This window comes from Enterococcus sp. RTP21361st1_A6_RTP21361_211029 (assembly GCF_040910045.1).
GTDB lineage: Bacteria > Bacillota > Bacilli > Lactobacillales > Enterococcaceae > Enterococcus_D > Enterococcus_D gallinarum.
Map to the genome: position 1 here is coordinate 72,953 of NZ_JBDGBK010000002.1, position 12,738 is coordinate 85,690.

Below are 12,738 nucleotides of genomic sequence, written 5' to 3' on the forward strand. Positions count from 1 at the left end.
CGAACGATGACCGCTACAACTTAGTTTATTCTTGCTATACATGATTGGTAAAAAGCCATTAAAGTGTAACATTCTGAAAGGATATTCTAGCCCTCCATTTCCGAGATTGAAGCAGACAGTGTCTAAAGATATCGTGGATAGACCATGCCTATTTTAAGGTGTACTTAAGCTAGTAAACATATAGTCAAGCTACGTTTAGTAGAGGAGGATATGAGATGAATTTTATGAAACGCGGCTTACAAAGTTTGTGGGCAAAGAAAGGTCGAAGTTTGCTGCTAATTGCTGTTTTTTCGGCAATTTTGATTTTTGTTTTAGCAGGATTGACAATCCGCAGTGCTGCTTTAGTCGCAACCGAAAACGCACAAAAAAGCGTGGGAGCGACGGTGACGCTGCAAGCCAATCGGGAGTCTCTTCGACAAAACAGCCAAACAGCTTCTTCAGATACTTCAGAGGGGGAGTCGACACCGCCCGATCCAGGCAGTTTCCAGAATACACCGGTAAATCTTAGTGATGCTCAAGCAATTGCAGCGTTAAGTGGGGTAGCATCCTATAGCTTTGAAGCGAGTACATCAGCCGATGCTGTCAGTGGCATTGAAGCTATTTCAAGTGAGGATAACGAAAGTACAGCGACAGAATCTACGGAGGATTCATCTAGAGCAACGAATGGCCAGCCAAGTGGGATGCCTAATATGCAAGGAGGCAGAATGAGCAGCGGCGATTTTCAAATCACTGGTGTTTCCGAAAGTACGAACTATACAAGTTTTTCAGAAGGCACCGCGAAAATTACCGATGGTGAAGCCATCACTGCAGGAGATGAAGGGACGAATCATGTCTTGATCGAATCAGAATTAGCAGAAGCAAATGGGCTTTCAGTTGGCGACAAATTTGTTATTTCTGATAGTGAAGACAATGAAGTCGAAGTAACGATCAAAGGGATCTATGAAACCAGTGAAGTTGGGAACAGTATGAGCCAAATGTTCAATTTTTTGAACCCAGCCAATACATTGTTTGCATCCTATACTCTCGTTAATACATTGGCGGGTAATGAGGATACGTTAGATTCGGCGACTTATACGTTGAGTGATCCTTCAGAAATGGACAGTTTCGTTGCTCAAGCTGAAAAACTGATTGATACCGATACCTACAGTATCCAAACGAATGATCAAATGTATCAGTCGATGTTGACACCATTGAATAATGTTGCAAGTTTTGCCAAAAATATAATTGTGCTAGTTGCGGTTGCCGGTGTCATCATATTGACATTGATCGTAATGTTGTCGATCAGAGAACGCAAATATGAGATCGGCGTTCTGTTATCTTTAGGCGAATCGCGAATAAAAGTCATTTTACAGTTTTTTACCGAGATTGCTATCTGTATGTTCTTTGCATTGGGAATCGCTGCAGCTAGTGGCAATGTTGTAGGGAATATCGTGGGCGAGCAGCTGTTGGCTCAACAAACGACAACGGAACAAGCGGACGCAGGGATGAATGGTCCGGAAGGAATGCCAAGTATGGGCAACGGCGGTCCTAATGGCAGAAGCGGGCTATCCGCTTTTACACCCTCGGCAGAAGTACAAGAGTTAGCTATTACGGTTTCATTCCAAGAAATCGGCTTATTGGCATTGTTAGGTGTAGGGATCAGCTTTGGGTCCATTCTATTATCTTCAGCTGGAATTTTGCGCCTCAATCCAAAAAAAATATTGGTTTCCTAGGAGGGATAGCATGACGTTACAAACAGAAAAATTAGGTTATTGGTACCAAACAGAATCTGAAGCCCTTTTTCGAGAAGTAGATTTGACCTTTGATTCTGGAAAAATGTACGCGATCCTTGGTTCCAGCGGTTCTGGTAAAACGACCTTTCTCTCATTAATCACGGGATTGGACACACCAAAAGAAGGGAATATTTATTACGATAACGAACCGTTGAACAAAATTGGATTGCGAGAATACCGTCGTAAAGATGTTTCTATCGTCTTTCAAGCTTATAATTTGTTGCCCTATATGTCGGCACTGGATAATGTGACTACCGCAATGGCGATTGCCAAGTCACAACAAACAGATAAAAAGGCATATGCTTTGGCAAACCTGGCTAAAGTTGGGATAACTGAAGAATTAGCTATGAAGAAAGTTACCCAGCTTTCGGGTGGACAGCAACAACGAGTGGCCATCGTCCGGGCTATATGCTGTGAACATGAGTTGATCGTGGCAGATGAGCCCACCGGTAATTTAGATGAAACGACCTCAAAAGATATCGTTCAACTGTTTCAAGAAATTGCCCATGAACAAAAGAAATGTATCATCTTAGTGACCCATGAACAAGAAGTAGCGAAAGTCTGTGATGTTGTTTATGAACTAAAAGAGCGTCAATTTGTCATGCGGGACTCCTAATAAACTTGTTACTGAAAGACTAAACTCAAGGCTGTATTTTCTCATCAGAGCGGATACAGCCTTGTCTTGCATCTTGCAGCAGAAACTTCTACAATAAAAGGAAGGGGGCGAGACGATGCGATTACTGATCGATGGGGATGGTTCCCCAGTAAAAAACGAAGTCATTGAATTAGGTGCGCAGTTTGCATTGCCAGTTGTGATCGTCACTAGTGTCGATCACTATACGGCCAAAGAATATCCTGATTTTGTTCATTTTGTCTATGTGGATAAGGGGGCCGATCGAGCCGACTATGAGATTGTTAAAGAAATTCAACCGGGCGATTTTTTAGTCACACAAGATTATGGCTTAGCTTCACTTGTATTACCAAAAAAAGCCCGTGTTTTTCATCATAACGGGACAGAATATTTGCCGGAGACTATCGACTTTTTATTAGGGCAACGGTATTTAGGAACACAAATGCGTAAAGCCGGGAAGCGGACCAAAGGACCGAAACCATTCACGAAAGAGGATCGTCAACAATTCAAACAAGTTCTAGAGCAAGAAATTAAAAAGACGATCCAGCAGTAACCATCATTGAGGAGACTGCTGGATCGTTTATTTTTTTCGAAAACGATCATAAAAATATTTTCCGGCAACGGTGACGATGGCCACAAAGGCTATACAATAGCCAAAGATACCCATTTGATGAACAAAGCTGCCCTGTTGGGGACTTGCAACGACTAAAAGAGAGGAACCTAAAATCACTGCTGCTAAGATAATGCCAATCACTAGCCGATTGATCATTTGATCAAAACGGTCCAGCAGCTGTTTTTGATGGCGGATCTCAATATTCAGACGATGCTTGCCAGTAGCTAGTGTGTTGACAGCAGCTAATGTTCGATCAGGGAGTCGACTGAGTGCTCGGAGACTTTTGGCACTGGCTAACAAACTTTTTTTCATTTCTTCTTCAAGATCCAGCTGCTGCAAAAAGTATTTCTGAGCAAATGGCTGTGTCACTTCCATCATCGATAATTGAGGGTCAAGTGCCTCGATTACTCCTTCAAGCGTTCCGAAAGCTTTAATCAGCAGCGTGATGTCACGGTGCATCTGTAGATGATTGTCATGACAGATAGTGATGACTTCAGCTAATACTTTTTGCAAATCAATATCTTTGATCGGCATGTTGTAATAATTTTCAACAAAAGACTGAAGATCTTGATAGAAATCCACTTCATCGAAGTTTCTTTCCCGACGGCAAAGGCGTAGGACAGCTCTACCAACTTGTTGGGTATCTTGAGTGTACAATGCGATCAAGGCATCTGCCAGCCGACTGCGAAGGGTCTGGTCCAGATGTCCCATCATTCCGAAATCTAAAAAGATCAAGCGATAAGGCGGCAGTGTCTCCTCATCCTGCCATTTTAAGGAGTAATCAACACCGCCTAAAACACCAACTTTCTTTTTTACATGGAAAGGAGCTGTTTGCTGATCGGGATCCAGTGGTTGCAAGAAGATATTTCCAGGATGAGGGTCTGCATGGAAAAAGCCGTCTTCAAAGACTTGCTTCATAAAGTTCTCTACCAGCAGGGTACCGACCTCTTTCTTGATTTCTTTTACTGTCCGGTTGGGAAAAAAATGTTCATTGTTTTTTCGAGCAAGCAAACAGTTTAGGTTTTCTCCTTCCATATAGTCCATGACGATGACTTTACGTGTACACCACTGAGGATAGACTTTAGGAATCTCGATCTGCTGCCAGTGGTGATTGAAGTGATAAAACTCTTGCGCATTTTTCGTTTCTTGCAGAAAGTTTGTTTCATTATCCAATGAGCGTCGAACTTCATGCAGAACGCTTTTAAGATCCACCACATTCGTTTCTGGAATATAGCGAATCAAAGGAATCGCTTTTTCAAACAAATCGAGATCTACTTGGATAGCGGAAATAATGCCGGGATGCTGTACTTTGACAACAACTTCTTTGCCATCTTTTAGAGTCCCACGGTGAGCTTGACCGATAGATGCCGAAGCTAAGGGCTTTTCTTGCAAAGTTGTAAAAATGGCTGTCAGAGGTTGTTCCCATTCTGCTTCTAACAGCGCCTGGACTTGCGGAAAAGGATCGCTTTTGACATTGTCTTGCAAGTGTTTGAATTCATTGATAAAAGCGTCAGATAATAAGTCGCTACGGACGGAAAGCATTTGTCCGATTTTAATGAAGGTGGGTCCTAATTCTTCAAAGGCTTTGCGTACAGCGAGGGGATCTTGCTGCTTACTTAAATTTTGAATCACTTTGTATTTGAGAAACACTTGAACGATCTGTCTGAGTCTTTTTTTCTTAGATGGTGATTCCTGTTCCATACGGGCACCTCTATTCTTTAAGTTTCGCTAGTCTAATAGTACGAAGAAATCAAGAAACATTCAACTACGGATGATTTCAGTTGTTAAAATCGGCAAGAAATAATGTCGCAGCTTCGTTTTTGTGCTAAAATGTGGAAGAATTAGTTTTGGTAGAAACAATGAATACAGGAGGAATTTCTTTTGAAAATTATTTTATTATATGGCGGACGCAGTGCAGAGCATGATGTATCGCTTCTATCCGCTTTTTCAGTAGTCAATGCTGTATATTATAATTACTACCAAGTACAATTAGTAATGATCACGAGAGATGGCCAGTGGCTAAAAGGCTCTTTATTGACTGAAGCCCCTACATCCAAAGAAGTGTTGAATCTGACGGATTCGGCTTACCAAGGGACGCCGATCCAACCTGGTGAGATCAAGGAAGAGGATGCGATTGTTTTTCCGCTGCTCCACGGACCAAATGGAGAAGATGGAACGATCCAAGGTTTTCTAGAGACCATCGGCATGCCTTATGTAGGCGCAGGGGTTTTAACTAGTGCCTGTGGCATGGATAAGATTATGACCAAATATATCTTGCAGGCGGCGGGGATTCCGCAAGTTCCTTATGTACCCGTTCTTAAAAACTATTGGAAAGAAAATCCTAAAAAAGTATTTGAACAATGTGAAGGCAGTCTTTTGTATCCAATGTTTATCAAACCTGCCAATATGGGTTCAAGTGTTGGGATCACAAAAGCTGAAAATCGGGAAGAATTGCAAAATGCACTTCAAGAAGCCTACCTTTATGATACACGAGCGATCGTAGAACAAGGGATCGAAGCTCGCGAAATCGAAGTCGCTGTTCTTGGAAATGAAGATGTGCGTACAACAATGCCCGGCGAGATCGTTAAAGATGTAGCTTTTTATGATTACAATTCGAAGTATCTTGACAATAAGATTGAGATGCAGATCCCAGCTCAAATTCCTGAGGAGACACAAGCGAAAGCGCAAGAGTTTGCCAAAAAAGCTTATACGATGCTTGGAGGAAGCGGCCTCAGCCGCTGCGACTTTTTCTTGACGAACAAAAACGAATTATTCCTGAATGAATTGAACACGATGCCTGGTTTTACCGAGTTTAGTATGTACCCGCTGTTGTGGGAAAAAACCGGTCTGCCATATGGTGATTTGATTGAGGAATTGATTCAATTAGGAGTCAACCGTTTTAAACAGCGTCAAGCCTTTTTAACCGATGTCGAATAATCACAAATAGGGAAATCAGTTCAACTCAAGGTGAAGCTTGAAAGGACCATGATCTTCCCTGTTTTTAACTTAAGGAGATAAATAAGATGAATCTATCGATAAAAGAAGTTGCCGCTTTATTTGGCGTAGAATGTGCCGATCAGACAATGATCAGCAGTGTAGAATTTGACAGCCGCTTGGTCACTACCGATAGTTTGTTTGTGCCGTTGGCCGGAACGAGAGATGGCCATGAGTTTGCTCAACAAGCACAAGAAAAAGGAGCAATCGCTGCTTTTTGGAGCCATCCGACAATCCAGCCGCCAGAAGGACTAATGATCATCGAAGTATCAGACACCCTAGCTGCCTTTCAAAAGCTGGCAAAATTCTATAAAGAAAAACTGGCGCCAAAAGTAATTGCTATTACAGGTAGCAATGGTAAGACTACCACAAAAGATATGGTAGATGCGGTGGTGGCACAGCAGTTCAAAACCTACAAAACACAAGGAAATCACAATAATGAAATTGGTTTGACACTAACGATTCTGCATGCACCAGCGGATACAGAAGTTCTTGTATTGGAGATGGGGATGGATCATGCGGGGGAAATCGAGGTCTTGTCACACTTGGCTCAGCCAGATGTTGCAGCGATCACATTGATCGGTGAAGCCCATATTGAGAATCTTGGTTCTCGTGAAGGAATCGCGAAAGCCAAGATGGAAATCACTGCCGGCTTAGACCCAGCAGGATTTTTCATGATACCAGCAGACGAGCCTTTATTGACCCCCTACCTTGCAGAGTTGACTCAGCAGGTAGAAACATTTGGTTTGGGTGAAGGCAATCTTAAAGGAACGATCCAAGAAGAAACCCAAGAACAAACAGCTTTTACGGTAGCGGATCAAGTCTATACGATTCCAGTGATCGGCGGCTACAATGTAAAGAATGCCTTGATCGCGATTGGCATCGGTCGTTATTTGGGGATTGAAGAAGAAAAAATCAAAGCAGGATTGGCTGATTTTCAACTGACAAAGAATCGTACACAATGGCTGAAAGCTGCGAATGGCGCCGCTATTTTAAGCGATGTCTATAATGCAAACCCAACAGCGATGGGATTAGTCTTAGACAGTTTCAGAAAATTGCCTCTGACTGGCAGACGGATCGCTGTGCTAGCAGACATGTTGGAGTTAGGTCCTGATTCAGCGAAGATGCATGCCGGGATGGCGGATCATTTAGATGAAAGGTTCGATTTGATCTTTTTGTACGGTAGTGAGATGCAAGCGTTGAAACGTGCATTGGATCAAAGCCGCTTAGCCGATCGAGTCCATTTCTTTAGCAAAGAGGAAAAAGCGGCGCTGATCACACAACTACAAAAAGAACTGCAGCCTACGGATAGCATTGTTTTAAAGGGGAGCAACGGAATGGGCCTGGTTGAGGTAATTGATTCTCTAACAGCAATGTAAAGTAAGCGTGAAATCTTGCTGAAATTTTCATTCTGTGCTATACTTATTTAATGCCGAAAGATGAAGCACAGAATGATTACTGTAAATAAACATTGACGTTTTGAGATAAAATGATGGCTGAGACAGAAAGATTTGTTTTAGCCTTTTATAATGCCTTCGTGAAGCGGTTTTTCGGTAACAAGAGAAAGATAAGAGATGGGACTGCTCTTGTGTTTCTGAAGAAAGTACGCTTCGATTAAAGAAAACAGGCATCATGATGATGACCAAATTAGGAGGATCCATTTGAAATTTAAAGATCTAGAATTATCAAACGAATTATTGACTTCTGTTGAGCGTGCCGGCTTTGAAGAAGCAACACCAATCCAAGAAGCAACAATTCCCCTTGCGTTGCAAGGAAGAGATGTCATCGGTCAAGCTCAGACCGGTACCGGAAAAACAGCAGCATTCGGCTTGCCAATGTTGGAAAAAATCGACCCAGCAAATCACCAACTACAAGGATTAGTGATTGCACCTACTCGGGAATTAGCGATCCAAACCCAAGAAGAACTATATCGTTTAGGAAAAGACAAAAAAATCCGGGTTCAAGCGGTTTACGGTGGTGCGGATATTGGTCGTCAAATCCGTCAACTAAAAGATCGTCCCCATATCGTTGTCGGTACACCAGGACGTATGTTAGACCATATCAACCGCCACACATTGAAACTTGGCACAGTGGAAACACTTGTTTTGGATGAAGCAGACGAAATGTTGAACATGGGCTTCTTGGAAGATATCGAGAAGATCATCAGCCAAGTACCTGAAGAACGTCAAACCTTACTATTTTCAGCAACAATGCCTCCTGCAATCAAGAGCATTGGCGTAAAATTCATGAAAAACCCTGAACATGTTCAAATCAAGGCGAAAGAAATGACGGCTGATTTGATCGATCAATATTATGTTCGTTCAAAAGACTATGAAAAATTCGATATTATGACTCGTTTGTTGGATGTACAAACACCTGAGTTGACGATCGTTTTTGGTCGGACAAAACGTCGTGTCGATGAATTGGCACGAGGACTAGAAGCTCGAGGCTACAAAGCGGAAGGAATCCATGGAGACTTGTCTCAACAAAAACGAATGAGCGTATTACGTTCATTCAAGAGCGGTCATTTAGATATTTTGGTTGCTACAGACGTTGCAGCTCGAGGATTAGATATTTCTGGTGTGACTCACGTCTACAACTATGATATTCCTCAAGATCCAGAGAGTTATGTTCATCGTATCGGACGGACGGGCCGTGCAGGTAAAGGCGGAATCTCCGTAACTTTCGTTACACCAAACGAAATGAGTTATTTGCATGTTATTGAAAATCTAACTAAAAAACGGATGTCACCAATGCGTCCACCAACCGAAAAAGAAGCTTTTAAGGGGCAATTAGGTGCAGCAATTGAACAAGTAGAAGTGAAAATGGATGAAAACGGGTTGGATAAATACCTCCAAGCTGCAGATGATTTATTGGAACGCTACTCAGCACAAGACTTGGCTGCTTTGCTTCTTAAAACAATCGCGAAAGATCCATCTGATCTTGTCCCTGTGAAGATCACACCAGAAAGACCATTACCGCAAGGAAAGAAATCTTTCAATAAAAATGGTCGTCGCAGCAACAACAGCAACAACCGCAACCGTAAAGACAACGGCGGCAACCGCAGCGGCAAAGCTCGAGGAAATTACAGCAAAGACGGCGCTCGCAAAAATAACCGTCGCAGCAATGACAAAAAACGCGGCTTCGTTATCCGCAACAATCAAGACTAGTCCTTAGAGGTCGCTTTCAGCACCTTTTTCGACACAAAATTATCTGAACTTTTTTCGATCAACCTGCCAATGTGTGCCACTGACCAAGAGGCCACTTGGCGTGATCGATCATTGTTCGGATATTTTTTTTGCCCTTTTTGAGAAAAGACGGTATAGTCAAGGAAAACTGGAGAACGAGCCTCTCAAAAATTTCTTAACCATCCATTAAACCCTTTAGTTTTGAGTGGTAATTCCCTTTTTTTTTGGTAGAATGAAACTAAAATAAATGCAGCTGATGTATTTAATAGATAGATATAAAATCGTAATGAACAGTCATGGAATAAAGGTTCTTGCTGAACAGAAAAGGATAGAAAATGATCAAAGGTATCGGGATCGATGCAGTAGAATTAGCCCGCATCAAAGAATTGATTGAAAACAAACCGCAATTTATTCAGCGTATTTTAACTGAGAAGGAATCTGAACTGTTTTTCAAGCTGCCAAAAAAAAGGCAGATTGAATTTCTTGGGGGACGGTATGCTTGTAAAGAAGCTTTTTCGAAAGCTTGGGGAACAGGAATTGGGAAATTGTCTTTTCAAGATATCGAAGTTCTGACCAACGAGGCTGGAGCGCCCGTTGTTACAAAGGCACCTCACCCTCTACATCAGACGTTTGTCAGTATCACTCATACCAATGAGACTGCCTTTGCGCAAATCTTGTTGGAGAATGAATAATGCCAGAGATAGCGATTCGTTAAGGGAATCACTAGAGAAAGAAGGAAAGTGGAATGGTCGTTTCAATCCATAGACCAACGAAAGCCATTATAGATTTAAAGGCAATCAAAGAAAATGTTGAAAATGAAGTGGCGCGTTTGCCAAAGGCAACGGATTTATTTGCTGTGGTCAAAGCAAATGGCTACGGACATGGGGCTATTGAGACAGCAACAGCAGCTCTAGAAGGGGGCGCATCCGGTTTTTGTGTTGCGACAGTCGATGAAGGTATCGAGTTGCGGGAAGCTGGATTCAGTGAACCAATATTGGTGTTGGGGATCGTTTCTGTGGCAGATATCGGTTTGCTGAGCTACTACAATCTTTCATTTCCAGTAAGTACGAACGAGTGGTTGCAAGAAGCGGCTGCTTTCTTGCAAAAAAATCCTGTCACCAATCCGCTGAAGGTCCATTTGAAAGTTGATACAGGAATGGGGCGAATTGGCTTTATTTCTAATGAAGAGTTACTCTCGGCTGTCAAATGGCTCCAAGAGCAGTCTTTGTTCACATGGGAAGGGGTTTTCACCCATTTTGCGACGGCCGATCAAGCAGATGATACGTATTGGCAAGAACAAAATCAACGGTTTCAAACCGCATTGGCATGTCTGCCTGAATTGCCAAGGTATGTCCATGCCGGCAATAGTGCTACTGCTTTGTGGCACGCAGAAGCCGTAGGGAACATGGTTCGCTATGGCATTGCGATGTATGGATTGAATCCTTCAGGAACGGCATTGCCAGAAACATATCCATTGAAACCAGCCTTGTCTCTTGTTTCTGAATTGGTCCAAGTGAAATTACTTGAAAAAGGAGCCGGAATTGGCTATGGTGAAACATATATCACGCCGCAAGCAGAATGGATCGGTACGGTACCGATTGGTTATGCGGACGGCTGGTTGCGAAAAATGCAAGGATTTTCTTTATTGGTAGCTGGTGAGTATTGTGAAATCGTTGGTCGTGTATGTATGGATCAGCTGATGATCCGTTTACCCCGGTCATTTCCTGCGGGAACAAAAGTCACATTGATCGGCGAAGATAACGGACAGTGCATCACTATGCAAAAGGTAGCGGAACAATTAGAGACGATTCATTATGAAGTGGCATGCACGCTTTCTGCAAGGGTGCCGCGAGAATATAAAAGTTAGGGTGGTCCTATGGTAAAAAGGGGAGACATTTATTTTGCCGATCTGTCACCGGTCGTTGGATCGGAGCAAGGAGGGATTCGGCCAGTATTAGTGATTCAAAATGATTTAGGCAATCATTTTAGTCCAACGGTGATCATTGCCGCGATCACGGCTAAAATGGCTAAGCCAAAACTGCCGACCCATATTGGGATCTCAGCGACTTGTACAGGGATTGGTAAAGATTCAGTGATCTTGATGGAGCAGATTCGGACAATCGACAAAAGTCGACTAAAGGAGAAGGTTTGTCATCTAGATGAATCAATCATGTGTGAAGTCGATGCGGCATTAATGATCAGTGTGGGAGTCGAGACGGCTTATTCCACGTCGTCGATTCATTCATGATGCTAGGATATTTGTTATTAGCGGCAACACTGATACTATTTTTATTTTATACTTATCAACACTTGCGGCGCTTTTTACGGGAAACTAAAAAGAAACAAGAAGACGTTGAAAAAGGGTATTTTTTATTGAGCCATACATATGAAGATCAGGAAAAAGCAAGTTACTATGGTGTCTTTCAGCAAGGAGAAAAGACATTGACATTGGAGATGCCATTGCAGCTTTACCTGCACACAAGCCCACCGCAACGTGGCGAATTAGTCGCGAAAGATGGCAAAGTCATTGAATTCAATACGTGAATACAAAAAAACTTTCCATCACTATATGTGATACGTGAGGAAAGTTTTTTGCATTAGCAGGGAAAATTTTAGCAGAAACGATAAATTAGGAAAAAGAGCCCAGTGTCTAGAACAAGATCGTTCAGTCTTTTATCTTTTTTTATATTCTGAGATCAGAGTGTTGCATTCGTAATTCTACTTTCAACAAGCCTCGGAGATGAGTTGCTTTATACGCAAAATTCAGTTATAGTATGTAGCGACTATTTTGAAAAGAGGAAGCAATGTGAAACCTTCAATTTATGGATTAACCAAAGAGTCCTTATCTTTGTGGATGACTGAGCAAGAAGAAAAGAAATTCCGCACGAATCAAGTGTGGGAATGGTTATATGAGAAACGAGTAGCGACATTTGAAGAAATGACCAATTTGCCTAAATCATTGGTAACTAAGTTAAATGAATCGTTTGTGATCAATCCTTTGAAACAAATCGTCTTACAAGAAGCCAGCGACGGCACAGTCAAATATTTGTTCCAGTTACCCGATAATCATATGATTGAGACCGTCTTAATGCGTCAGGAATATGGTATGTCAGTCTGTGTGACGACACAAGTCGGCTGTAATATCGGCTGTACATTTTGTGCGAGCGGTCTGCTAAAAAAACAACGAGACCTAACTGCTGGAGAAATTGTCGCTCAGATCATGCTGGTGCAACATTATTTCGATGAATTGAATGCTGGAGAACGTGTCTCCCATGTGGTGGTGATGGGAATCGGCGAGCCTTTTGACAATTACGAGAATGTCATGCAGTTTCTGCAGATTATCAATGATCCGAAAGGACTAGCGATTGGTGCGCGCCATATCACTGTTTCAACCAGTGGTTTAGCTCATAAAATCAAAGAGTTTGCTGAAAATGGCTTACAAGTGAACCTTGCGATTTCACTCCATGCTCCAAATAATGAAGTACGAACTTCGATGATGCGGATCAACCGCAGTTTCCCGATTGAAAAACTAATGGAAGC

Annotated in this window: 12 protein-coding genes; 11 read left to right on the plus strand and 1 reads right to left on the minus strand. The window is 42.3% G+C overall.

Annotation, left to right across the window (positions count from 1 at the left end):
- The first annotated feature begins 215 nt into the window (after window positions 1–215).
- The 3 genes from AB5Z52_RS00755 (at window position 216) to AB5Z52_RS00765 (ending at window position 2,956) form a co-directional block, all read left to right on the plus strand.
- Entirely contained in the window at window positions 216–1,712 is a 1,497-nt protein-coding gene (locus AB5Z52_RS00755) for an ABC transporter permease (protein ID WP_142976953.1), read from the plus strand.
- Window positions 1,713–1,722: 10 nt separating this feature from the next.
- Window positions 1,723–2,388, plus strand: a complete 666-nt coding sequence (locus AB5Z52_RS00760) for an ABC transporter ATP-binding protein (RefSeq protein ID WP_003128554.1) — start codon at window positions 1,723–1,725, stop codon at window positions 2,386–2,388.
- A 115-nt stretch (window positions 2,389–2,503) separates the two neighbouring features.
- The gene (locus tag AB5Z52_RS00765; protein ID WP_003128555.1) at window positions 2,504–2,956 is read left to right on the plus strand and encodes a YaiI/YqxD family protein; all 453 of its coding nucleotides are present in this window, start codon (window positions 2,504–2,506) and stop codon (window positions 2,954–2,956) included.
- A gap of 27 nt (window positions 2,957–2,983) precedes the next feature.
- On the opposite strand, the gene AB5Z52_RS00770 is transcribed toward AB5Z52_RS00765, so the two are convergent.
- Window positions 2,984–4,717, minus strand: a complete 1,734-nt coding sequence (locus tag AB5Z52_RS00770; RefSeq protein WP_368243121.1) for an ABC1 kinase family protein — start codon at window positions 4,715–4,717, stop codon at window positions 2,984–2,986.
- Between the two features lie 180 nt (window positions 4,718–4,897).
- On the opposite strand from AB5Z52_RS00770, the gene AB5Z52_RS00775 reads away from it, so the two are divergent.
- The 8 genes from AB5Z52_RS00775 to rlmN all read left to right on the plus strand — a co-directional run.
- Window positions 4,898–5,953: a D-alanine--D-alanine ligase gene (locus tag AB5Z52_RS00775; RefSeq protein ID WP_288551387.1), complete on the plus strand. Its 1,056-nt coding sequence runs from the start codon at window positions 4,898–4,900 to the stop codon at window positions 5,951–5,953.
- Window positions 5,954–6,039: 86 nt separating this feature from the next.
- Window positions 6,040–7,389, plus strand: coding sequence for a UDP-N-acetylmuramoyl-tripeptide--D-alanyl-D-alanine ligase (gene murF, locus AB5Z52_RS00780; protein WP_368243122.1), 1,350 nt, complete (start codon window positions 6,040–6,042; stop codon window positions 7,387–7,389).
- Between the two features lie 282 nt (window positions 7,390–7,671).
- A complete protein-coding gene (locus tag AB5Z52_RS00785) occupies window positions 7,672–9,180 on the plus strand; it encodes a DEAD/DEAH box helicase (protein ID WP_003128560.1) in 1,509 nt (502 codons plus the stop codon).
- A 353-nt stretch (window positions 9,181–9,533) separates the two neighbouring features.
- Complete coding sequence (gene acpS / locus AB5Z52_RS00790) at window positions 9,534–9,890, plus strand: holo-ACP synthase (RefSeq protein ID WP_003128562.1); 357 nt, start codon at window positions 9,534–9,536, stop codon at window positions 9,888–9,890.
- Window positions 9,891–9,943: 53 nt separating this feature from the next.
- Window positions 9,944–11,065 (plus strand): alanine racemase, encoded by a 1,122-nt coding sequence (alr, locus tag AB5Z52_RS00795; protein WP_003128563.1) that lies wholly within the window; start codon window positions 9,944–9,946, stop codon window positions 11,063–11,065.
- 9 nt (window positions 11,066–11,074) lie between these two features.
- Complete coding sequence (locus AB5Z52_RS00800) at window positions 11,075–11,446, plus strand: type II toxin-antitoxin system PemK/MazF family toxin (protein ID WP_003128565.1); 372 nt, start codon at window positions 11,075–11,077, stop codon at window positions 11,444–11,446.
- Complete coding sequence (locus AB5Z52_RS00805; protein ID WP_003128567.1) at window positions 11,443–11,742, plus strand: hypothetical protein; 300 nt, start codon at window positions 11,443–11,445, stop codon at window positions 11,740–11,742. Before AB5Z52_RS00800 ends, AB5Z52_RS00805 begins: the two co-directional genes overlap by 4 nt.
- 310 nt (window positions 11,743–12,052) lie before the next feature.
- On the plus strand, window positions 12,053–12,738 hold a 686-nt coding region (rlmN, locus tag AB5Z52_RS00810; protein ID WP_368266812.1), incomplete at its 3' end, for a 23S rRNA (adenine(2503)-C(2))-methyltransferase RlmN.